At 70.3% G+C, this 21,943-nt stretch carries 18 protein-coding genes and 2 pseudogenes; 8 read left to right on the plus strand and 12 right to left on the minus strand.

Going from position 1 to position 21,943, the window contains the following annotated elements:
• The first annotated feature begins 63 nt into the window (after nt 1-63).
• Nucleotides 64-1,059: a 3-oxoacyl-[acyl-carrier-protein] synthase III C-terminal domain-containing protein gene (locus ABIA32_RS26550; RefSeq protein ID WP_370100473.1), complete on the plus strand. Its 996-nt coding sequence runs from the start codon at nt 64-66 to the stop codon at nt 1,057-1,059.
• 5 nt (nt 1,060-1,064) lie between these two features.
• Here the strand turns inward: ABIA32_RS26550 and ABIA32_RS26555 are convergent, their stop codons facing one another.
• Complete coding sequence (locus tag ABIA32_RS26555) at nt 1,065-6,320, minus strand: amino acid adenylation domain-containing protein (RefSeq protein WP_370100476.1); 5,256 nt, start codon at nt 6,318-6,320, stop codon at nt 1,065-1,067.
• A gap of 502 nt (nt 6,321-6,822) precedes the next feature.
• On the opposite strand from ABIA32_RS26555, the gene ABIA32_RS26560 reads away from it, so the two are divergent.
• The gene (locus tag ABIA32_RS26560; RefSeq protein ID WP_370100478.1) at nt 6,823-7,182 is read left to right on the plus strand and encodes a hypothetical protein; all 360 of its coding nucleotides are present in this window, start codon (nt 6,823-6,825) and stop codon (nt 7,180-7,182) included.
• 608 nt (nt 7,183-7,790) lie between these two features.
• Here the strand turns inward: ABIA32_RS26560 and ABIA32_RS26565 are convergent.
• Nucleotides 7,791-8,660: an NAD(P)H-binding protein gene (locus ABIA32_RS26565; RefSeq protein WP_370100481.1), complete on the minus strand. Its 870-nt coding sequence runs from the start codon at nt 8,658-8,660 to the stop codon at nt 7,791-7,793.
• Between the two features lie 87 nt (nt 8,661-8,747).
• On the opposite strand from ABIA32_RS26565, the gene ABIA32_RS26570 reads away from it, so the two are divergent.
• On the plus strand, nt 8,748-9,344 hold the full coding sequence (locus ABIA32_RS26570) for a TetR/AcrR family transcriptional regulator (protein WP_370100483.1): 597 nt from the start codon (nt 8,748-8,750) through the stop codon (nt 9,342-9,344).
• Between the two features lie 169 nt (nt 9,345-9,513).
• On the opposite strand, the gene ABIA32_RS26575 is transcribed toward ABIA32_RS26570, so the two are convergent.
• The 3 genes from ABIA32_RS26575 to ABIA32_RS26585 all read right to left on the minus strand — a co-directional run bounded on the left by ABIA32_RS26575 (nt 9,514) and on the right by ABIA32_RS26585 (nt 11,832).
• Nucleotides 9,514-10,293, minus strand: a complete 780-nt coding sequence (locus ABIA32_RS26575; protein WP_370100486.1) for a transposase — start codon at nt 10,291-10,293, stop codon at nt 9,514-9,516.
• Between the two features lie 171 nt (nt 10,294-10,464).
• A complete protein-coding gene (locus ABIA32_RS26580) occupies nt 10,465-11,097 on the minus strand; it encodes an ISL3 family transposase (RefSeq protein WP_370100489.1) in 633 nt (210 codons plus the stop codon).
• Between the two features lie 177 nt (nt 11,098-11,274).
• Nucleotides 11,275-11,832, minus strand: coding sequence for a helix-turn-helix domain-containing protein (locus ABIA32_RS26585; RefSeq protein ID WP_370100491.1), 558 nt, complete (start codon nt 11,830-11,832; stop codon nt 11,275-11,277).
• Nucleotides 11,833-11,868: 36 nt separating this feature from the next.
• Here ABIA32_RS26585 and ABIA32_RS26590 point away from each other — a divergent pair, with 36 nt between their 5' ends.
• Nucleotides 11,869-13,131 (plus strand): alpha/beta hydrolase family protein, encoded by a 1,263-nt coding sequence (locus ABIA32_RS26590; RefSeq protein ID WP_370100494.1) that lies wholly within the window; start codon nt 11,869-11,871, stop codon nt 13,129-13,131.
• On the opposite strand, the pseudogene ABIA32_RS26595 reads toward ABIA32_RS26590, so the two are convergent.
• Nucleotides 13,128-13,607, minus strand: a pseudogene (locus ABIA32_RS26595) (transposase); the annotation flags it as partial. The gene ABIA32_RS26590 and the pseudogene ABIA32_RS26595 sit on opposite strands and share 4 nt — an antisense overlap.
• 230 nt (nt 13,608-13,837) lie before the next feature.
• Between ABIA32_RS26595 and ABIA32_RS26600 the strand changes: the two are divergent.
• Nucleotides 13,838-14,080, plus strand: a pseudogene (locus ABIA32_RS26600) (winged helix-turn-helix transcriptional regulator); the annotation flags it as partial.
• Nucleotides 14,081-14,095: 15 nt separating this feature from the next.
• On the opposite strand, the gene ABIA32_RS26605 reads toward ABIA32_RS26600, so the two are convergent.
• The 4 genes from ABIA32_RS26605 to ABIA32_RS26620 form a co-directional block, all read right to left on the minus strand.
• Complete coding sequence (locus tag ABIA32_RS26605; protein WP_370100497.1) at nt 14,096-14,503, minus strand: nuclear transport factor 2 family protein; 408 nt, start codon at nt 14,501-14,503, stop codon at nt 14,096-14,098.
• Complete coding sequence (locus tag ABIA32_RS26610; protein WP_370100500.1) at nt 14,503-14,892, minus strand: ester cyclase; 390 nt, start codon at nt 14,890-14,892, stop codon at nt 14,503-14,505. The genes ABIA32_RS26605 and ABIA32_RS26610 overlap by 1 nt, the downstream gene beginning before the upstream one ends.
• Nucleotides 14,893-15,172: 280 nt before the next feature.
• Entirely contained in the window at nt 15,173-15,295 is a 123-nt protein-coding gene (locus ABIA32_RS26615) for a hypothetical protein (protein WP_370100502.1), read from the minus strand.
• Between the two features lie 160 nt (nt 15,296-15,455).
• Nucleotides 15,456-16,016 (minus strand): transposase, encoded by a 561-nt coding sequence (locus ABIA32_RS26620; RefSeq protein WP_370100504.1) that lies wholly within the window; start codon nt 16,014-16,016, stop codon nt 15,456-15,458.
• Nucleotides 16,017-16,238: 222 nt separating this feature from the next.
• Here ABIA32_RS26620 and ABIA32_RS26625 point away from each other — a divergent pair, with 222 nt between their 5' ends.
• Nucleotides 16,239-18,410 (plus strand): SpoIIE family protein phosphatase, encoded by a 2,172-nt coding sequence (locus ABIA32_RS26625; RefSeq protein WP_370100506.1) that lies wholly within the window; start codon nt 16,239-16,241, stop codon nt 18,408-18,410.
• Between the two features lie 196 nt (nt 18,411-18,606).
• Here the strand turns inward: ABIA32_RS26625 and ABIA32_RS26630 are convergent, their stop codons facing one another.
• Entirely contained in the window at nt 18,607-19,026 is a 420-nt protein-coding gene (locus ABIA32_RS26630; protein WP_370100509.1) for a hypothetical protein, read from the minus strand.
• Between the two features lie 139 nt (nt 19,027-19,165).
• Here ABIA32_RS26630 and ABIA32_RS26635 point away from each other — a divergent pair, with 139 nt between their 5' ends.
• The gene (locus ABIA32_RS26635) at nt 19,166-20,092 is read left to right on the plus strand and encodes an arginase family protein (protein ID WP_370100512.1); all 927 of its coding nucleotides are present in this window, start codon (nt 19,166-19,168) and stop codon (nt 20,090-20,092) included.
• A gap of 123 nt (nt 20,093-20,215) precedes the next feature.
• Here the strand turns inward: ABIA32_RS26635 and ABIA32_RS26640 are convergent, their stop codons facing one another.
• Nucleotides 20,216-20,428, minus strand: coding sequence for a hypothetical protein (locus ABIA32_RS26640; RefSeq protein WP_370100515.1), 213 nt, complete (start codon nt 20,426-20,428; stop codon nt 20,216-20,218).
• A 284-nt stretch (nt 20,429-20,712) separates the two neighbouring features.
• Between ABIA32_RS26640 and ABIA32_RS26645 the strand changes: the two genes are divergently transcribed.
• Nucleotides 20,713-21,108: a VOC family protein gene (locus ABIA32_RS26645; protein WP_370100517.1), complete on the plus strand. Its 396-nt coding sequence runs from the start codon at nt 20,713-20,715 to the stop codon at nt 21,106-21,108.
• Nucleotides 21,109-21,943: the final 835 nt, after the last annotated feature.

Below are 21,943 nucleotides of genomic sequence, written 5' to 3' on the forward strand. Positions count from 1 at the left end.
GGCCCCGCCCCGCAGTCCGCCGCGCCGCCCGGAGGCGGTTCGTGCGGCCAGGGGAGGCCTGTGTTGGTTGCGATCACGAACATCGTCACGGTGCTGCCACCGAAGCAGCTGGGCTGGGCCGAACTCGCCGAACGTGAGCAACTCCCCGAAGCGGACCGGGAACTGATATCCCGCCTCGGCATCGAGACCGTCCGCGACGCCGACGGCCTGAACGCCACGGAGCTGGCCGCCACCGCGGCACGCACGCTGCTCCAAGGCCGCGGCCCAGAACCCGAGCCCGGCGCTCTGCTGCTGCTCGGCGGCCGCCACCCGGACCTGCTGATGGCGTCCGAGGCCACCCGCGCGCAGTCGGCCGCCGGCCTGCGCGGCGGCTACGCCATCGGCGTGGCCGACCTGGGCTGCGCGTCCATCTCCGCCGGCCTGCTCCAGGCCCGCGGCCTGCTGGCCGCCGACCCCGCCCTGACCGGAGTGCTCCTCGCCCACGGCAGCCGCCCCCCCGGGCCGCGCCGCTACCGCGCCCCGGTCACCCTCAACGGCGACGGGGCCATGGCCGTACACGTGGCCGCCGACGGCCCGCTGCAGATCCTGGACGTCAACCTCGAGACCAACGGCGAATTCTGGGACCTGTTTCATGTCGACTACCTCGGCCGCCCCGTCCAGGACTGGCGGGAGGTCTGCGCCAGCCCCAAGCGCTACGCGTTCACCCTCGCCGTCGAAACCCGCAAACGGCTGGACCGGCTCAACCGGCTCCTCCTCACACGCACCGGCCTCGGCATCGAAGACGTCGACCACGTCGTCACCCAGAACCTCTCCGACGGCGCGTTCAACTTCTACGAACAGGCCTTCGAAATCTCCGTCGCCCAGGCCTGCCGCAGCAACCTCCGCGCCCTGGGCCACGTCGGCGCCACCGACATCGGCCTGAACCTCCGTGAGGGCCTGGACAGCGGCGAATTCCGCACCGGCGACCTCATCCTCGTGATGAACAGCTCCCCCGTCGCCGCCTGGAGCAGCATGCTGCTGCGCGCCGACGGCCCGCTCCCCGCGCCGGGCCACGACTGAGCCCCTCACAGCTGACTCCGCGCCAGCTTGCCGCTCGGCGCGAGCGGCAACCCGGCCCGCCACACGAACGAGGCCGGCACCATGTGGGCGGGCAGCCGCCCGGTCAGGTACCGCCGTACGTCCTCCTCAACCCCCCCGCCCGCGGCCGCGCCGCCCGCGCCAGTGCCCGGCACCAGATGCGCCTCCAGAAAACGGTCACCGCCCGCAGACGCACGCACCACCACGGCCGCCGCGGCGACCACCGGGTGCTCCCGCAACACCGCCTCGACCTCACCCAGCTCGATCCGCAGCCCCCGCACCTTGACCTGCTCATCAGCCCGCCCCAAATACTCCAGCACGCCCTGCGCGCCGGAGCGGCACAGATCACCGGTCCGGTACAGACGCCCGCCCGCCGGCCCACCCGGCCAGGCCACGAACCGCTCCGCGGTCAATCCCGCACGCCCCACATAACCGCGCGCCAGCCCGGCGCCGCCCACATACAACTCACCCGCGGTCCCCGGCGGGCAGGGCCGCAGCCGCTCGTCCAGGACCAGCAGCTCCAGCCCGTCGATCGCGGCGCCGATCGGCACCCGGCCACCGGGCCAGTCGCCCCGACAGTCCCAGGCACTGACCCCCACCGACGCCTCAGTAGGCCCGTACAGGTTGAGAACCTCCATCTCCGGGCACGCCCCGCGCAGTTCGAGACGCAGGGCCTCGTCGAGCTCCTCACCGCCCAGCAGAACCCGCCGCAGCCCCGCGACAACCTGGGGCCCGCACGCCGCCAGCAGCACCCGCAACACCGACGGCACAAACATCGCCGTCGTGATCCGCTGCTCCTGGACCAGATCAGCCATCGCGAACACGTCCAACTGCGCGCCCGGCGCCGCAACGACCAGGACCGCCCCCGCCGTCAACGGCCAGAACAGCTCCCAGACCGAGAAGTCGAAACTCGTCGGGATCTTCTGCATCACCCGGTCCGTGCCGGTCAGCGGGCTGGTCCGCTGCAGCCACCGCAGGCTGTTGACGATCCCGCGGTGCGGCACGCCAACACCCTTCGGACGGCCGGTCGACCCCGAGGTGTAGATCACGTAGGCCAGGTCCTGCGGATGCGGACCCGCCGGCGCACCCGGACCGGCCCCGCACCCGGTCAGGCACTCCAGGTCCACCGGCAACCGGTCCACCGCCGCCGCCCACGCCGCCGGCTCCCCCTCACCCGCGAGCAGCAACGCCGCCTTCGTGTCGGCGAGCATGAACTCCAGCCGATCAGCCGGGTACCCCGGATCCAGCGGCAGATAGGCGGCACCGCAGTACAGAACCCCGACCAGCGCGACCGGAAGCTCCAGACAGCGCTCCATAGACACCGCCACGACGCTCCCGCGTCCCACACCACGCTGGTGCAACTGCCCGGCGAGCGCGGACGCCATCTGGTCCAACTCCCGGTACGTCAAGCTACGGTCACCGAAAACCACGGCCGTACGGTCGGGATACCGCGCCGCGGTCTGCCGCAACAACCCCGAAAGCGTCTCCGTGTCCCCCTCAGACCCATACACCCGACCACCAGGCGAGTCAGCCCACGAACACCCAGCCGAGGCAGCCACCGAAGAAGCAGCCAGTGAAGAGCCGGCCGAGGCGGCCGGCGAAGAGCCGGCCGGTGAAGAGCCGGCCGAGGCGGTCGGTGAAGAAGCGGTCACCGACGGGCCAGCCGAGCCAGCCACCGAAGAAGCAGCCGGTGAAGAGGCGGCCGAGGCGGCCGGTGAAGAGCCGGTCAGCGGAGAGGGGGTCAGCGGAGAGGGGGTCAGCGGAGAGGGGGTCAGCGGAGAGGGGGTCAGCGGAGAGGGGGTCAGCGGAGAGGGGGTCAGCGGAGAGGGGGTCAGCAAGGTGTCCACGCGGACACCCGGCACCGACAGGTCCTGCAGCAGCTGACGCCACCGTTCCACGAGCTGCTTCGCCGTGCGGGGCCGGAACCGCGCCGGATCGCTCAACAAGGTCCCCGCCAGGCCCTCGTCCGTACACCGCACCCGCCACAGCAAGTCCAGACGCCCCGCCTCCAGATCCAGACCCCGACTCGGACCCTCACCCAGCTCCACGGCGACAGACACCATCACGCCCAGATTCGGAGCAGCCCCCTCCACGGCCAGCTGCGTCCGCGCCACCAGCATGTCCCAGTCCGCCACGTCGCTCAGATCGACGCGGACCGGCAGGCTCACCGCGCCTTCCCCACGCAGCAAGCCAACGGCCAGCTCCCGCTCGCCCGTCAGCTGCGCCATCATCACTCCCACCGCCGCCAGTACCGCACCCGCCGAGGGAACACGGTCCCCCGGGCGCCATCCCAGGGCCCGTGACACATCCTCGGACAGCCGGAACGGACGAACCGTCACCCCCGCACCCGGCACCGTCTCACCGGGCAACACATCACCCGGTACACGGGCAGCCGGCCACCCCAGGCCAGCCGGGGCCCCAGCCGCGATCGGGGCCGGCGCCGGGACGGCCACGGCCGCCACGGGCCGCACGGGCACACCGGCCGCCACGACAGCCCCCGCCAGGCGCGCCACCGTGGGGTTCTCGAACAACGCCGCCGCCGGCAGCCGCACGCCAAGTTCACGGTTGACCCGGCCAAGCAGCCGCATCGACATCAGCGAGTGGCCGCCGAGCCTGAAGAAGTCATCGTCACGGGCCACGTCCTCCACGCCCAACAACTCCGCCCACAACCCCAGCAGCGTCTCCTCCACCGCCGACACGGCCGGCGGGAACAGACCCGCCTCCACGCCCGGGCCGGCGGGACCGGCCACCGCGGACGGCTCCGGCACAACATCGGTGACCGGGCACTCGACCTCGACCAAACCCGCCGCCGTGACCCGGGCACGCAGCCCGGTCGGCCGCAGGACCGCACCCGGCACAGCCGGATCGGGCAACAACCCCTCCGCGCCGCACAGGAAACCCACGCCGGCGGCCGGCCCCGCCAGACACAGCCGGCCCGGCACGCCCACCGGCGCGAGCTGGCCGCCCGCATCCAGCACCCGCAGCCCGGCACCCGACACAAGCCCGACGGCCGAAACGTCCGCCGCGGCCGCGGCCCGCCAAGCCGCCAGCGCCGCCCGAGGTTCCCCGTCACCCGCCAACGCCGCGGCCTGGTCCCCGTCGAAGAGCACGATCCGCCCGTCGGCCTGGGGCAGCGCGACCCGGGCCCCGGCCGGCCAGCCCTCCACCGGGGCCGGGGCCGCGTCCCGCACCCGGGCCAAATCCACGACCACCCCCGGCCACGGCACCGCCACACCCGTATCGGCGACCACAACGACAGGCGAGGCGCTTTCCAACAACGCCGCCCGGGCCGCGAAGCCACACGACACATCCACCGGCAGGCACACCGCGCCGACGCCCAGGACACCCAGCAGCACCGCCGGGCAGTCCGCGTCCGCGACGTGCACGCCGACGACCTCTCCGGGCCGCACCCCGTGTTCCCGAAGCGCCCCAGCGACCCCGGCCGCGGCCCGCGCCACCTCAGCGTCCTGGAACCACCGGGCAAACGCGGCCGGCCGGCCGTACACGACCGGCACCGCCCCCGCCCCGGCCCGAAGCCGTGCCAGCCCGGCCGAACCCACCAGCCGCTGCCGCGACAGCGGCAGCCCCGCATCAGCGGCGACCGACTCGAGCAGCGTGACGAAGGCCTCGGCCATGGCCGCCACCGTCGCCTCATCGAACAGATCGGTGCTGTACTCGAACGCGCCCTCCAGATGGTCCTGGTCAGCGGTCTCCACCATCGTCAGGGTCAGGTCCCACTTCGCGGTACCCGGCGGCATCCCGCCGAACGTCTGCTCCCGATCGGTGCGGTAGGACACGCCCGGTGACAGCTCCGCCTGCAGCTCACCGATCGTCTGGTGGCTGTAGCCGACCTGGAAGACCGGGTGCCGGGACGGGTCACGCGCCAGCTGCAGATCCGCCACCAGCATCGCGAACGGCAGTTCGTCGTGCGCCAGGCCGTCGATCACCGTCCGCCGGACCCGCTCGAATGCCTGCCGGAAACTCGGGTCACCGCCCAGGTCCGTACGCAGCGGCACCGCGTTGTTGAAATAGCCCAGGATCTCCTGCAGATCCGGGTGCGGCCGCCCCACAGTCGTCGTGCCGACCGTGATGTCGCTCTCCCCGCCGTAACGCAGCATCAGCGTCTTCAACGCGGTCAGGATCGTCATGAACAAAGTGCCACGCTGATCCCTGGCGAACCCCCGCAACCGGCCTACCAGCGGCGCCGGCACAGTGAACCGGTGCACGTCACCACGGCCGGAGGCGACCGCCGGACGCGGCAACGGCGTGGGCAGCGCGGACGGCCGCACCCCCTGCACCCGGCCCCGCCAGAACGCCAGAAGCTCCCGCAGCCGCTCGCCCGAGAGCCGCTCGCGCTGCCAGGCGGCGAAGTCCAGGTAGTCCACTGCCAGCTCGGGCAGCTCGGGGGCCCGCCGCTCCCGCGCGGCGTTGTAGAACTCCCACAGGTCGCGGTCGACCAGCGCGGGCGCGTGCCCGTCCACGACCGAGTGATGCGCCGCCAGCAGCAGAACGTGGTCGTCCTCGGCCAGCCGGTACAGCACCTTGCGGTACAGGCAGTCGAGAGCCATGTCCATCGGCCGCTGCGCCTGCCGCCGGATCAACTCCCTGACGTGTTCCAGCCGCGCCTGGGGCGTGTCCGCGACGGCACTCAGATCCACGAACTCCATCCCCTGCTCGTCGACCGGACGCAGCATCACCCGCGGCTCGCCCGCCAGCTCCACGAACTTCGAGCGCAGCACCGGGTGCCGCTCCTCCAGCCGTGCCAGCGCCCAGCGCAGCGCCTCCACGTCGATCGGCCCGCGCAGGTGCATGTCGTGCGGCACCGTGTACGTCGGCAGGTCCGGCTTGAGCCGCTCCAGGAACCAGATCGCCTCCTGCCCGTGGCTGGGCAGGAACGGCCCCCCGCTGCCCAGCCGGGGGATCAACTCGCCAGGCGCGGAGACACCCGCACCCTCCACCGCCACCAGCTGAGCCAACTGCGCGACCGTGCTGTGCTCGTACAGAAGCGGGAGCGCGATCCGCACCCCGAACGCGCCACGGATCCGTTCCAGCAGCGAGATCGCCAGGATCGAGTTACCGCCGAGGTCGAAGTAGTCCGCGTCGGGACCCACGTCCTGCAGCCGCAGGACCTCCTCGAAGATACCGATCAGCCGCCCGACCGCGTCTTTGCCCTGCGGGTCCGCACTCGCCCCGGCAACGGCCGGTGCGGCTCCGGCCGGGACCGACGCACCCGCCTGGGACACGGCCGTGCCAATGGGCCGCGTGATACGGGGTTGCCGGGAGGCGTGAGGCACGTGAGTCACGTGGCCGCTGACGGACGAGCCTCACGAGATGTCGGCGGGCTGTTCTGGCACGTTCGGTACCTCAGGCACGACCAGGCCGACCGGGAGGGCTGCGGCGAGCAACTTCGCGCCGACGGGCCTGTCCGGTTCGGCACCCTGCCCGCGCTGTCCGGCCGCCGCGGGCCCCGCCCGCCACCTCGCCCTATTCCGGCAGTTGGCCAAGCAGAGCGTGCCGAGCGCGGGTGAGTCACCTCCGCGCGGGTGAGCCGGTTTTCGTTGTCCACAGTTCCGGCAGTGGGCCGCCCGGCGCGGTCCCCAGCCCGCGCTGCCGAATCGTGACGCCGGAGTCTGTATCCGGCCTCCGGCGGCAGGGGACACTGGCCCCTGGGGCGAGTCGTGACGATGGGGGAGGCCAGTGGGCGAGGACAGACCGGGCCCGGCGCTCGGAGGTGAGATTTGGCCCGTGCCGGCGCAGATGGCGCCCGTGGCCTCGGGGCGCCTGGGACCGGGGGGCGTGACCGTGCTGGTCGTGGGCGTGCTGCTGGCGCTGCTAGGTGCGGCGGCGAACCTGTTCCTGACGATGAGCGGGGGACTGGCCTTCAGCCTGGGCGGCTGGTGCCGCCCGAATGACGGCAGCTTGGGCTGCCGCTACCTCTGGGTGTGGCTCTACGGGCCCTGGGTCGGGCTGGCGCTCGCGGTCGTGGTCGGGATCGCCGTCGGTCACCGGCGCTGGGCACGCGGACGCGGCACCTGGCCCGCGCTGCCGCTTGGATCGGTGCTGTACCTGCCGATCGTCACCGCCGCGTTCTGGGCGCTGTACTGAGCGAATCGAGGGGATACCGGTGAACCCGAACGACCGGCAGCAGGGAACGGGACCCCGCCACCCGTGCCACCCGCTGGCTCACACCACCCGGATGCCCGTTAACAACCGTGTCACCTGCCGCTACCAAGGGCGGTCGGGAGGATGCCCGTCCGACCACCGCCCCGAGACCCCCACTTCTTCGCACTGGAGTCCTGTAGGCGTTACGACCGTAACGGCATCTCAACTGCGTGCCTAAGGTGCCTTAACGGTGATCAAGTGACTGACCTGCACTCATGGCCAGATAGCACCAGATAACCGTCTCAGCACTCGCACAGCGCGGCCCACCCCTCTGCGGGCTCTTCAAAAGAGCACCAGCTCGCCACCGTCTTCGGGATCAGCGAGACCGCAGCGATGCACTACGCGCAAGCTGCCGTGGAAAGCCCGTCAGACCACAGCGTTCGACCATTGTCAGCGGCCAAGATCTTTTCCCCGGGTACAGGTTATCGGTCCCCGCCGACGCCCAGTTCGGGTGGCACACGGGAAGCTCTGTAACAGTGCGTGATGCCACCGCCAGGGGCGCGGATGCGTAGCTGGCAGCTGCGGGGTGAGGGTCGCGGCCGGGAGGCAGGTCATGGCCGACGCGGTTTCGAATCCTCCGCGAATGCGGCCGCGTGGTCGGCGGCCCACTGGCGGAACGTTCGCGGCGCCGTCCCGAGGATGTCGGCCACCGCGGTGGTGATGTACGCGGGCTGTCCGACCGCCGCGCTCCACGCGGCGAGCAGCATCTCGACGACCGAGCTGGGCGCCGTACTCTCCGACAGGCTTCGGAACTCGTCCGGCGTCATCTCCTTGAATGTGATCTGTCGCCCCAGGACATCACCGATGACGCCCACCTGCGCGGCCTGGGTCAGCGATTCGGGGCCCGTCAGGACGTAGTCGCCTGCGACATGTCCGTTCTGATAGAGCGTCCGCGCCGCGACGGCTGCGACGTCGCGGTCGTCCACCGGTGCCGTCTCGGCGGCGCCGTAGGGCCAATGGACGACCTGGCCCGCCCGGATCGCGGGCGCCCACCAGGCCAGTGAGTTCGAGGAGAGCATCCCCGGCCGGATGATCGTCGACTCGAGTCCGGTGGCGGCGATGAGCCGCTCGATGCCGGCGTGCAGCGCCGCCATGGGATTGGGCTGCTGGAAGAAGGGGTGCGGTGTCTGGTGCGGGGAGGAGAGGAAGACGATCCGCCGCACGTGGGCCGCCAACCGCTCGACAACTGCCACGGCAGTGTCAGGCGGCGCGGTCCAGACGAGGAAGACCGCCCCGGCGCCGTTCAGTGCCGGGTCGAGCGACTCGGGCATCGTCAGGTCGCCAGTGAAGACCTCGACCTCCGCCGGCAGCGTCGCCGCCGCCTCGGAGCGATGGATCAGGGCCCGGACTGGGACGCCCGCGCCGAGGAGCTCGTCGATGACGAGGCGGCCGATCCGGCCCGTCGCTCCTGTCACAAGCACAGGGGGAATGTCTGTCTGATTCATGCCGCCCATAAAAACGTTACTCGGTTAAAAAAGCAACTCGGTTATGAATGTTACGGTGGTCAGATGAACGAGCCCACGGGACTGCGGGCCCGCAAGAAGGCGCGGACGCGCGACGCCATCGCCGACACGGCCGTCTCGCTGTTCCTGGAACGCGGCTTCGACCGCGTCTCGGTCAACGACATCGCCGCCGCCGCCGAGATCTCCAAACCGACCCTCTTCCGGTACTTCCCCACCAAGGAAGACCTGGTACTGCACCGGTTCGCGGACCACCAGGGCGAGGCGGCACGCGTCGTACGTGACCGCAGTTCCGCCACCACGCCGGTGACGGCGCTGCACCGGCACTTCCGGGCCGGCCTCGATCGATACGACCCAGTCACCGGCCTCAACGACCACCCGCAGGTGGTGGCGTTCCACCGGCTGGTGTTCACCACACCGAGCCTGGCGGGACGGCTCACGCGCTACCAACTTGAAGATGAAGAGGCACTGGCGGACGCCCTCGGCGAAGGCATCCAGGCACGCCTGCGAGCCGCCCAGGTACTCGCGATCCAGCGGGTGCTCGCCCGGGCCAACTGGCAGAAGATCGCCGACGGTCGAACCGCCCGCGACGTCCACCCCGAAGCCCTGGCCGACGCCGATCAGGCATTCAACCAACTTCGGTGACAAGCGACCCTCCCGCCTCGTCAGCACGGGTCGTCGGCATGGTCTCGGTCGTGGTAGTCACGGACAGTGATGCGGGCGCGGCCAGATATCTCCCCGTGGTGGCCGCCAGCGGGGAATCTGAACGGTTCTGATCCACTTCTTCTGGGCTGGTCGCGGAGCGTGACGTCAGTCAGTCGGCGAGGAGTATCTGGAGGCGGAGGAGGTCGAAGCCGGCGCGGCCGTATCCGTCTCTCTTGATTCGCTTCACACGATTGACGTTGCCCTCGACCCTGCCGGAGCTCCAGTCCAGGGTGGGTCCGGCGGTGACGGCGTCGAAGTCCTCGCGCAGGCCGCGGGCCAGGCTGTGCAGTGGCTTGAGCGCGGTGCCCTCGGCGCCGGCGATCCAGCCGGCGAGGTCGCTGCCGCGGCGTTCGTTCATCATCGCGGCAAAGGAGCGGACGCAGTCGGCGAGGGCGTCAAGCTCGGGGCAGCGGGCCAGCAGCTTCTTGACTTTGAGCGCGCCGCTCTCCTCCAGACGGTGGGGGTGAGCGGTGATCAGCCAGGAGGCCTTGCGGACCGTCAGGTCCTTCGGCCTGTCGGGTGCGGGCTTGCCGCTGACCCGGATCTCCTGCAAGTGGCGGCGGACGGTCCGCGTGCTTCCACGGAAGCCGCGTTCGGTGATCTCGGCGTGGAGCCGGGCGGCGTCAGTGCAGCCCTCGTTCCAACGTCGGTGCAGGTAGGGCGTGTAGGCGTGGATCTGGCCGTAGCGGCGCACGCCGGTCCCCAGGCGGGCGGCCTCCGGGGTGGTCGCGTGGGCGTAGCGGCGCACGGTCTTGCGGTCCCGCCCGAGGGTCTCGGCGATCACCTGGATGGACACGGCCTTGTCGTAGAGGGCGTGCACGGCGGCGTGGCGTTCGCGGCGCTGGATCGCCCGGAGCCCGTCTGCCGCCTCCTGGGGACGCTCTGCCACCGGGACGGCCTCGCCTACCGTGGGCTCGGCGGACGCGTCATCGATGGGGGTGGCCAGGCACTTTCGGTGGGCGGCGACGCACTTCTCGACGGTCTCGCACAGGTTCTTCCACAAATGAAACCGATCAGCGACCTGCACAGCGTCCGGGCAGGCGGTCCCGACGGCCTCGCTCTAGGCGTTGGCCCGGTCGCGGCACAGGATCTCCGCCCCCGGGTGCTCGCGCAACCAGGTGCTGAGCGTGCCGGCGGTCCGGTCCCGGAGGACGTCGACGCGTTCACCGGTCTCCGTGTCCAAGAGGATCGTTCCGTAGACGTGGCCCTTCTTGAATGCGAAGTCGTCCACGCCCAGCACTCGCGGCGCAGCCGTGGCCTGCTTGTCCGGGAGCCTACGGACCAGCCTGAGCAGGGAATTTGGGCTCGCTGGGACAGACAAGTGCGCGGCGAGCCGGGCGGCAGGGCGCCCGGCCAGGGCAAGGGCGATCTTCTCCAGTGCGCACCGCAGCGAGGAGGTCCGGCGCGCGAAAGGCTCCGTGAGCCCGTCAACCTGCTCGACGAAGGTACGGCGACCGCACTCCGGCTCCGGGCAGACGAACCGCTGCACAGCCAGATAGATCACGACCTGGCGGCCGGCCACCGCCAGATCGGCGAGCCGACGTCGGTAGCCGCCATGAACCCGACCGGACACCGTGCCGCACCCGGGGCAGGCCGCCTCCCGCGTCGTCGTGCGGGCCACGAGCTCCACGGCCCCACCGCTCACCGTGACCTCCTCGATCACGACGGACGCTAGGTGGGAGAAGGTCGTCATCAAAACGCTGCAGTCACGCGGAACCCCATTCTGTCCAGGGCTTTGTGACAGCCAGTCACCGCCCCCTCCAAGAAGTGGATCAGAGCCGTTCAGATTCCCTTCTCACGGCCAGTCGATGGGGAGCTGTCTGGCCGCGGATGTCACAGCGCGTAGTCGTCAACGAGGTGGCTGCCCGGCTCAGGTCGTCGGCCGCTCGGCTTCCCGCTGCGGCGCTTCCACCGGGAAGTGGATCGGACTGAGCAGGTACTGCGCCCGTTCGGGGCTGGGCGAGTTGGCCAGCCTTGGCACGATCGCCGCGCGTAGCCCGCTGATCAGCTCCGCCAGCTCTGTCGGGCTGAGCCAGAGCGCATGCTGCCGGTAGCCCACCTGGTCGGCCACAGGGTTCGCCCCCTCACGGTCGAGATAGGCATTGAACTCGGCCAGCAAGGCGGTCATCGCTGTGGCGAATGCCTGCCGATGGTCCTCGGGGGTGAGGGTGCGAACCGTCTCGGCCCCGATGACGGCCCGGTCCTGGCGCAGCCTGTAGTGCCGCTCCACCGCCCCACGCACTTTGTGTTCCTCGGCCACCTCCAGGATCCCGCCGCTCACCAGCAGGTCAATGTGGCGGTAGACGGTGGCCTGGGAGGCTTCCGGGATGCGCGCACACAGCTGAGCGGTGGTCAGCAGCCTTCCACCACCCATCGCGTGCACTATCCGCAGCCGGATGGGGTGGGCGAGCAGTTTCAGGGAGTCCATATCCGAACCTTCTCATAACTGCTACCGTTCGCAACTATGAGAATAGATGAGGTTGATGCCCTGGAGGTGGCACGCCGCTTCGCCGCACTGCTGCGGGCAGAGCGTTTCGACCGGACCGCGGAGCTCTTCGCGCCCCCGTTGCGGGCGGCAGTCTCCCCCGAGGCGCTGCGATTGGCCTGGGTGGCCGAGGCCGCTGGCCACGGCGGGATCCAGGCGGTCCAGGAGCCGGAGATCGTGGCGGGCGAAGCCGATCCGATCCGCGTGCGCATCGCCATCACCTGCGACAACGGAAGCTTCACCGTGGTCACGTCGGTCGGTGGCGACGGTCTGCTGCACGGACTGCGACTCGATCCGCACGGTGGCGCCATGTGGCAGCCGCCGCACTACGCGCAGCAGGACCGGTTCACCGAGCGGCAAGTCTCGCTCGGGACGGGTCCCCTCGCCGTGAGCGGCACGCTCAGCCTGCCCGACGGCGGCGGACCGTGGCCGGCCGCGGTCCTGCTCGCAGGCGGCGGGCCGTTCGACCGGGACGAAACCAGCGGCCCGAACAAGCCCTTGAAGGACCTGGCCTGGGGGCTCGCCTCCCGCGGGGTGGCCGTGCTGCGCTTCGACAAGCCCACCTTTGCACACCCCGACCGCGTGCCCTGCGACTTCACGATGGCCGGCGAGTACGTGACGCCCGCACTCGCCGCCGTCCAACTGCTCCTACAGCAACCCGAGGTGGCTCCGGACCGGATCCATCTGCTCGGCCACAGCATGGGCGGCAAGGCGGCGCCTCGGATTGCCGCCGCTACACCGAAGATCGCGGGCCTGGTGCTGCTCGCCGCGGACGCGCAGCCGATGCACCAGGCAGCCGTCCGGACGGGTCGCTATCTCGCGACCCTTACCCCTGGCCCCAACGCTGACCAGGCAGTGGCCGCGCTTACCCGGCAGGCCGAGTTGGTGGCAGGCCCCCGCCTCACGCCCGACACACCGCCGGAACTCCTGCCCCTGGGATTCTCCGCCGCCTACTGGCTCGACCTGCGTGCCTACGACCCGGTGACCACGGCGGCCGCACTGGCCTGCCCGATGCTGCTCCTGCAGGGCGGGCGCGACTACCAGGTGACCCTCGCCGACGATCTGGCACTCTGGCAACGCGCCCTGGCACATCGGCCCAAGGTGGCGATCCGGATCCACCCGGACGCCAACCACTTCTTCTTCTCCGGCAGCGGCGATCCCACCCCAGCCGACTACGCCCGACCGGGACATGTCGCCCCGACCGTGATCGACGAGATCGCGACCTGGCTGGCACGACATTAGAGGGCATTTGAGGTGAGTGGATTGCCCTTTATATCCTGGTAGGCTCCTCGCCAGGCTGGTGCGGTTTCGTCCGTTATGTGCTTGGCGAGGTTGTCGATCGAGGCGATGTGGATCATGGCTTCAGAGCTGGCCGGGAGGGTCTCGTAGTCACGGGCGAGACGCCGACGCAGCATGATCCATCCGAGACTTCGTTCGACTACCCACCGCCTTTTCACGACGTGAAAGCCGCGGACGTCGGACTTCCTCTTGACCACTTCGACGTCGATGCCGAGGCTGGCGCCGTGCTCGACGAAGGCGTTCTTGAAGCCGGTGTCGACCCAGCTCTTCGAGACGCTTGGGTAGGTCTTCTTGGCCTGATTGAGGAGCCGTATTCCCAGGGCGTTCTCCGACAGGCTCGCGGCGGTGACGGCCACGGCGAGGAGGAGTCCGATTGTGTCCGTGAGGATGCCCCGCTTCCGGCCGACGATCTTCTTCGCGATCCCGGGCAGCCTCTGCCTTGGCAGGCTCTGGGCTGCTTCTCGCCTGTGTGGCAACGGCGCTGGCAGGGCGTCATCTCTCCCCTGCACATGGCGGCGTCTCGGTGCTTCATGCGCTCGTGGGAGTGATCGGGCCGGCGCATCCCCTGGCTGCCGCATCGTGGGTGGCGCGCCCCAGTGTCCGGGTTCCTCGCCGCACGGCCGCCTCGGTGGCGTGCGCGCGCTGCACCCTGCGCACGCTTGAGGCGGACGGCCTGGTTCTGCGGGAGGTCCACCCAGTGGTCCCACCTCGGGTGGACTACAGCCTCACCGAGCGGGCACGAGCTGGTCGAGCTGCTGCTCCCGCTGGTGGACTGGGTCACCGCGTACACGGAAGCGTCGGCCGAGGACTCCGAGTCGGCGGCCGGCTGACCGTCCGGGATGGCGGCCCGCAGAAAGGACAGCTGCCCTCCCTGCGGGCCGCGGGACCGTGATCCTGGCCTTCTCGGTCAGGGCATCGCGGCGCGGACGGTGGCGGAGTCGACGATCTGCTCCATCCGGACGATCTGCCCGCCACGGACGATGAAGGAGTGCGCGACGCGGGCCTGCATCGTCTTGCCGGTGTCCTTGTTGCGGGCGCTGTAGCGGGCCAGGACCACGACGCGCTCGCCGTCGGCGACGTAGGTGTCGTCGTGGGTGGTCCAGTCGTCCCACTCCTGGGCGAGCTTGGTGAAGACGCCGTCGACGGTGCCGTCGGGGGTGCGGTAGGTGCCGGCCAGCGGGAAGCCCGCGGACTCGGTCCACTCCACGTCTTCGGCCACCACCGAACGCCACAGGTCCATGTCCCCGGTGGCCGAGGCCAGGTACTGAAGCCGCACCGTCTGCGCGGGGGTGCGGCCGGGGTCCGCGGCGGTCATCAGAACATGCCGTTGTCGTTCGCGGACTTGGCCGGGACGTCCTGGATGACGTCCCAGTGCTCGACGACCTTGCCGTTCTCCAGGCGGAAGAAGTCCGCCAGGGCGCGGCCGGGGTTGTCCGGGTTGCCGGGCTCCAGGTCCAGGTGGGCGTGGGTGGCGACCAGGTCGCCCTCGGCGATGACGCGCTTGATGTGCAGCTTCACGTTCGGGTACTCGCCGCGCAGCCAGCGCACGAAGCCGATGAATGCCTCGGGGCCGTCCTGGGCGTCGGGGTTGTGCTGGATGTAGACCGGGCCGAAGTGGTCGGAGATCGCCTTCTCCGGGTCGCCTGCGAAGGCCGTCTGGTAGTAGTCGACGACGATCTGCTTGTTGCGCTCGATGGCGGACATGAGTTCACCTCTCGGGGGTCGGGCTCCCGGGTGACACTCGTGCAAGAAAAAGCGGCCGGGAACCCATGAACGGGATGGGTTCGCCCACGCGTCTGACTGGCGGCCTGGGCGGGCCACCGACGCTGGTCCTACTTTCTCTTGCCGCCCCACAAACGGGGGCGTACGCCGGGATCTGCCGCCACCTGGGCGGTGATCTCCCTTCGCGCCATCGAGCCTACTGCCACTCGGGGGTCCGCGCTAAGGACCAAAGTCTTCGTCGCGCGAACAGCGGGAGCGCAGGTCAGGGCGTCATCGGGTCAGCGGCGCCCGGCGCGGTCCAGGGTGGCGCCTGGGGGTATTCTTCCAGCCCGTCCAGTTCCGCGCGGCGCGCGGCGATCCGTGCCAGCACCTGGGGGTCCATCATGCCCGGGAGCGTAGGAGCATCGCGGGCCGGAACGGGCCGGAACCCACGAAGACCCCCTGCCCGACGATCTACATGACAGACTGCCGCGCCCCACCTGCACGAGCATCGGGGCACGGAATCACACCAGGCCCGTGACCTGCCAATTCACGATGCACGCTGCTCAGTCGTAGACTCGCGGCCCCTTCGCACCGTCCCCGCAGGGGATCCGCTCCCACGCCTCGGCGGGGGCACCGGTCAGGACATGATCGATACGCCAGCTCCCCGCAGGGGACTTGACCTGCTGTGACTTGGGCACCGCCAGGACGTAGCCCACGCCGGCCTCCTCCAGCATCCGCCGGAAGTGCCACTCCTGCCCGTAGGCCGCGTCCGCGGTCACCCAGGCAATCGGCAGGGCGGAGTCCAGCGCCCGCCGGACCATGACGCGTGCCAGCTCCGGCTTGGTGGCGAAGACCTTGCCCTCGGGGATCCGGGCGGCGCGACACCGCTCGCGGTCCTCGATCCAGGACTTGGGCAGGTAGAGCTCGCGGTCCTGCGCTGGACCGGTGTGGGGGCCTCGGGTCGGCTCCTGCCGGTTCGCGACCGGTGCTTCGCGAGTAGCCGGGCCCGCGGGCGCAGTCCGCCCGATCGATCCCTCGTATGGCGCCGTCCCGGAAGGCAGGTGATCATCATGGCCATCGAGCTGAAGGCCGCGTACGAGTTCCAGGCGCTCCTCGCCTGGCACGTCGTCCCGACCAACGAATCCCGGGCCGTCTGCGGGACGTCGCTGGCACCCGCCGCAGACACGACCTATCGACGACAGTGGGTTCCTTCATGCTTGTCCTCGCACCGCCCAGGGTCACGTATGGGGGGTCGCGACTCTTACGGCCAGGCAGGATGATCGGACGCGTCGTAGCCTTGATCCACAGGCGTCGCGGAGCCGCCGCTGACCGCAAAGGTCCACCGCATGGGAATCGAGCACCCCAATGGAAGCTCGCCGCTGCCTCCGGCGGAGGTGCTTCGGGCGGCGCGGATCGGCACGTGGCGATGGGACCGGAACACACGCCGCGCGAGCCTCGACGCGCTCAGCGCCCAGCTCTTGGGCATCCCAGGCGAACCCGTCCGGCTGACCGAGTCAGATATCCGCGCACGCGTCCACCCCGAGGACATGGTCCTGTTGCGCTCCAGTGCGAACCTCGTCCTCAGCGAACGCCGACCGATTGACGTGCGCATTCAGGTCGTGACTCACGCCGGCCAGCCGCCCCACCCACTGTGGGCGCGACTCGCCCCCGGACCCGCCACCAGTGCCGGAACCCTCCAGGGCACCCTGATCGAGGAATCCGAGGTCGTCGCCGAGCGCCTCCAGATTCAGGCGCTGAACCGCGCGCCCACGCCCCCGAAACCGGCTTCCCGGGCAGCACCATCGCAAGCCGGTTTGCGGCGCTCACGTGAAGTGTTCCTCCTCGACGCCGGCCGCGCCCTGGCCGAGGCCACCACGACCAGCGACGTCCTGCGAGTCGCCGCGTCCCTGTCCATGCCGGGATTCAGCCCCGACGAACTGGCCGTCTTCAGCATCGTGGGAGACCACCTCACCGTCGTGGGCCACCACGGACAGCCGGCCGGCGCGCAGGAGCCGTTCCAGATGCCGCTGGATACCGACCACCCCGCCGCCGACGTGGCCCGCACCGGCCGACCGGTCTACCTCTCCTCACCCGAGGAGTACCGCAAGCGCTTCCCCGCCGCGTGGCCGCTGGTTGCCGACTACGGACGCCAGTCCTGGGCCGTTCTGCCGCTCACCAGTGCCGGACGCACCACCGGTGCGTGGCTGGCCGCGTTCAGCGACCCGGTCACGTTCACCTCCGACGAACGCGCCGCCCTGGGCACCGTGGCCCGCATGCTCACCCAGGCCCTGGAACGAGCCCACACCAACGAGTCCGAACGCGCGCTCTCCCGCGGCCTGGCCCGCAGCATCCGCAACACGGGTGCCCCCGTGTCAGGCCTCAGCGTCGCCACCCGCTACGTCCCCACCGGCGGCGGACTCCAGGTCGGCGGCGACTGGTACGACGTCATCCCACTCCCCACCGGACGCCTCGGCATCGTCATCGGCGACGTCCAGGGCCACGACGTCCACGCCGCCAGCCTGATGGCCCAGCTGCGAACCGCCGTCCACGCCTACGCCGCTGAGGGCCATCACCCCGACGCCGTACTGGCACGCGCCTCGCACTTCCTCGCCGGACTGGACGAGGACCGCTTCGCCACCTGCATCTACATCGAGGCCGACCCGGAGGCAGGCACCCTCGACATCGCTCGCGCCGGCCACCCGCACCCCGTCATCCGCATGCCCGACGGCACCTGCCTGCTGCGCCACGTCGACGGCGGCCTGCCTCTGGGCCTGATGCCCGAAGGCGAGGACTACCCCGTCACCCGGATGCAACTGCAACCCGACGAGATCCTCATGCTCTGCACCGACGGCCTGGTCGAGACCGGCGGCCACGACTGGTACACCGGATGGCTGCGCGTCCGCGACGCCATGTCACCCGCACCCGCCGACGATCTCGAAGGCATGGCCGACGCCCTGATCGACGCGGTCCACGGACCCGCGTCCCACCAGACGCCAGGCCACCTCGCCGACCGACGCGAGGACGACATCGCCCTGCTCCTGCTGCGCCGCGACGCCCAGCCCGGCGCCCCTGGCCACACGCCCGACGGCCCTGAGCGGCGGATCGTCCTGACCATCGGCCAGGACCAGCCCGAACGGATCGCAGCAGCCCGCCAGGAACTGCGCGGCGTTCTCCACGACTGGACCCAGCCCGAACAGGTCGACGCCGGCCTGCTCCTGGTCTCCGAGCTGCTCGCCAACGTCCTGGTCCACACCGACCTGGACGCCGCCCTCCTGGTCGAACTCTGGGGATCCCCTCCCCAGCGCCGGCTGAGAGTCGAAGTAGCCGACCGCAGCGACGAGCTGCCGCACCGACGCTCGCCCGGTGAGATGGCCTCCTCCGGGCGCGGTCTGATCCTGATCGACATGCTCGCCGACCGGTGGGGCGTCCTGCCGCGAGGCGACGGGAAATGCATCTGGTTCGAACTCCACGAAGGCCACACCTCGGAACCCGCGACCGACCGGAACGCGACCGCATGACCGCCGCCTTCCTCGGCTAAGTCTTCCTCCACCGTGAGCACCCAGCGCCTCCGTCAGGTCGCCGGGCCTGCGTAGATGTCCATGGGGAAGTTGCGGGCAGCCTGGGCGGTCCACTCACCCGGGGGGCGGCCTTCCCCTCCCGAGGGCTTCTTCGACACCCCCGGCCGTCCCCGCCTGACCGCTCCTGCCTAAGGGTTTACTCCGAAGGCCCGCAGAACCGTCTGCGGCACGGCGTTGTGCGCGTCGTCCCAGGAGGTGGCGCGCAGAGAGAGACGTAATGGGCCCAGCGCGGTGCGCTGATCTGCACCGTCCAGCTGTCACCGGCCTTGCTGCCGCCGGAGCCGCTCTTGCCGCCCGCGTACTGCCGCTTCAGCGCCACCGGGATCCAGCGCGAGCCGTCGTCGTAGGAGACTTGGAGTGTCGCCCCGTCGATCGTGCCCGCGCCGGTGACGCCGGGCAGCTGCGAGGCGGTCGGCGTGAGCGTCGTGGTCCACGCGGGCGCCCCACTGTCGAAGGCGAACTCCTCTCCCTCGCCTGGGCGGTTCCCCCTGAAGGTCTGGTTCGCATCGCCGCAGCCCTGGCCACCCTCCGCGAGACCCTGGCGGCGGGCTCCCACGGCCAACCGGACTGAGGGAACCCGACCCACGGCAGACAGTCGACTCACCAGTGCTGAGCAATCCCGCTCGGTCCGGAAAGGCCGACATCACGAGCACGATCAGTACTCTGACCAACCGTCGATGTGCGACAGTTGGCCAGTGATCGCATTGCTGTCCGCTCCCAGCAATCTCGGCCTGCGCCCGCCTCGGCCGACAGCGGTACCCGGCTGCGCCAAGGCGCCGGAGGCGCTGCGCGACGCCGGACTCTTCACACGCTTCGCCGAGCTCGGCGCACGCGACGCGGGCGTGGTACTGCCAGGCCGTTACAGCGATGACGCCTCACCCGGCCGACTTCGCAATCAAGACCTGATCGTCGAGCACGCACGGCGGTTGGCCGGGCGTATCACGGAGATTCGGACGGTCGGCGACGTTCCACTGGTCATTGGCGGAGATTGCAGCTTGCTGATCGGAGCCGGCCTGGCGCTTCGGGCGGCCGGCCGGTTCGGCTTGGTGCACCTCGATGGGCACACCGACTTCCGCCACCCCGGCAACTCCCCCGCGTGCTCCTCCCTGGCCGGCGAGGACCTTGCCGCAGCCATCGGCCGGCACTGGCCCGCGATTGCCGACATCGACGGCCTCGGTCCGTACTTCCGCGCTGCAGATGTGACGCACGCCGGATGCCGCGACGAGGACGAGGAACTGGCCGAGGTGACCCAATCGGTGGGCTTGACGATCCGCGCCTCCGAGATCCTTCGTGACGGCGCAATCCATGCGGGGAAGCGCATCCGCCAGCACCTCGATCGAACCGAGCTCGATGGCTACTGGCTGCACGTGGACGTGGACGTCCTTGATCCGTCCGTAATGCCGGCGGTCGACAGCCCAGATCAAGGCGGAATCGAGGCCGCCCAGCTTGTCGACCTGCTCACCGAACTCGCTCCACGCGCCTCCGGGGCCCAGGTCGCCGTGTTCGACCCCGACCTTGACCCCGACAGGCGCTACGCCCGGACACTCGTCGAGGTCCTTGCCAACGGGTTGGGCGAGCTCGGCCGAGCGGCCGCTTACGGACCGCCCACAGAGCGACGCTGAACCCGATTGATGCTGAGTTGGCCCGGGCGCGGTTCCGGGATTGCTCCCGGCCCGTTTCCCCGGACCTCTCGCCGAACCCGCCGTGCGCCTCTCAAGGCAACGAGCTCTCCACGGTCTCTGCCGTCAGGCCTGTTCGAGGGATGGGAAGGCCAGCTTGCGCAGGATGGGCAGCGGGATGCGCATCCAGGTGAGCAGCAGGTCGGGGGCGAGAAGGACGGTGATGCCGACGTCGATGCCGATCGGCAGGAGGCAGGAGAACCAGCCGAAGCCGATCAGGGCGATGATGACGGTTCCGATCACCACCGTGACCACCAGCGCCTTCTGGCCGCTGCTCACTTTTCGGCGATCTATCCTCATCCCTTCGAGCCGACGTGTCTGTGTTCGAAGGTAGAGCTCGCAGGCGCAGTCGAGTGTCTCCTCGGAGGTGCCGGTGGAGCTTCCGGTCGGCAGGATGGTGTCCTCGTATAGGCCGGTGCTGGCCAGGTGCAGGGCGAATCCCCAGGCCAGGGGTATTCCGAAGTATCGCAGTCGCTGACGCCGGAGGAGCGGGCGGAGATGCTCGCCCGGCACGACCAGTACTCGGCCGAGTAGGGCCCGGTCGCGGCCGCTAGTCTGGGCTGATGGCGGACGTGAAGCAAGTGCAAGTGACCTTCGACTGCGCGAATCCTCGGGCGGTCGCGGAGTTCTGGAAGGGTGCGCTCGGGTACGTCGATCCTCCCGGGTACGACGAGTCGGATGAGGACCACTGGGCCGCCTGTAAGGATCCGAACGGGGTCGGCCCGCGGTTCTTCTTCCAGCGCGTGCCCGAGGCCAAGACGGTGAAGAACCGGCTCCACATCGACGTGCGCACCGGGGTGGGGATGGTCGGCGACGAGCGCGTCGCCGCGCTCGAGGCCGAGGCGACCCGGCTGGAAGCGCTGGGCGCTCGGCGGCTGCATCTGCTGCCCGCCGATGAGGAGAACGAGTCCTGCCTCGTGATGCAGGACGTCGAGGGCAACGAGTTCTGCCTCGACTAAGTGGTCGCGCCCGTAAGTCCTTCGGGGGTTGAGCCGGGAGTGGTTGGTGTGGCTCAGAAGTCGGGCGCCATGAGGTAGAGCTCGCAGGCGCAGTCGAGTGTCTCCTCGGCGGTGCCGGTGGAGCTTCGGGTCGGCAGGATGGTGTCCTCGTATAGGCCGGTGCTGGCCAGGTGCAGGGCGAATCCCCAGGCCAGGGATGTTCCGAATATCGCAGTCGCATCAGCGGCTGGACGTCGCCGTCGGACAGGACGCCGTCGAGGTAGGCGAAGGCTCCCCGGTAGCGGATCCGTAGCTGTGACAGCTGCGGCCAGCGGTCCCGGGCCTGGGTGCTCAGCTGCCGGTCGAGTACAAACTGAGAGGGCGTCAAGTATGGGCGGAATCCCCCTCATCTCCAGGTAGGTCTTCGCCAGGTTGGGACGGGGGCTGCCTCCCACAGAGGCGGCCCCCCTGCCCACAAGCCCGCGGCGCCAGCTGCGGACTGACGCTGCGTCACACGCCGACCCGACAGCCCGAGGGACTCCGCGCGCCGGGATGTCACGAACCAGCCCCTGTCGGCAATCGGCCGAGCGCCACCTTCTAGGCTGCCCGCCGGCACGGGATCAGAACCGTTCGGCGTCGGCACCCCCCACCCGCGCCGATAAGGCGATCCCACTCAGGATCCGCGCGCCCCGGTACCGTGCGGCCAAGCGAGTCCCAGTGCGCCACCGTATACAGCGGCGTCTCGCTCGACCGCACGGCCTGTGAAAGCACGGGGGTCCCGCTCCCAGTGGTCACGCCTTCAACAACGAGGCGGATCCCGTCCGGGTGACGCGGCGTCCTCCCAGCAGCCGAGCGC

The sequence above is a fragment of the Streptacidiphilus sp. MAP12-20 genome (assembly GCF_041262525.1).
In the GTDB taxonomy this organism is placed as follows: domain Bacteria; phylum Actinomycetota; class Actinomycetes; order Streptomycetales; family Streptomycetaceae; genus Streptacidiphilus.

Excerpts from the sequence above, each read along its gene's own strand:
- ABIA32_RS26570 (WP_370100483.1), top strand. The coding sequence starts at position 8,748 with ATGAACGAGCCCACGGGACTGCGGGCCCGCAAGAAGGCGCGGACGCGC.
- ABIA32_RS26580 (WP_370100489.1), bottom strand. The coding sequence starts at position 11,097 with ATGACGACCTTCTCCCACCTAGCGTCCGTCGTGATCGAGGAGGTCACG.
- ABIA32_RS26585 (WP_370100491.1), bottom strand. The coding sequence starts at position 11,832 with ATGGACTCCCTGAAACTGCTCGCCCACCCCATCCGGCTGCGGATAGTG.
- ABIA32_RS26590 (WP_370100494.1), top strand. The coding sequence starts at position 11,869 with ATGAGAATAGATGAGGTTGATGCCCTGGAGGTGGCACGCCGCTTCGCC.
- ABIA32_RS26605 (WP_370100497.1), bottom strand. The coding sequence starts at position 14,503 with ATGACCGCCGCGGACCCCGGCCGCACCCCCGCGCAGACGGTGCGGCTT.
- ABIA32_RS26610 (WP_370100500.1), bottom strand. The coding sequence starts at position 14,892 with ATGTCCGCCATCGAGCGCAACAAGCAGATCGTCGTCGACTACTACCAG.
- ABIA32_RS26615 (WP_370100502.1), bottom strand. The coding sequence starts at position 15,295 with ATGATGGACCCCCAGGTGCTGGCACGGATCGCCGCGCGCCGCGCGGAA.
- ABIA32_RS26625 (WP_370100506.1), top strand. The coding sequence starts at position 16,239 with ATGGGAATCGAGCACCCCAATGGAAGCTCGCCGCTGCCTCCGGCGGAG.
- ABIA32_RS26645 (WP_370100517.1), top strand. The coding sequence starts at position 20,713 with ATGGCGGACGTGAAGCAAGTGCAAGTGACCTTCGACTGCGCGAATCCT.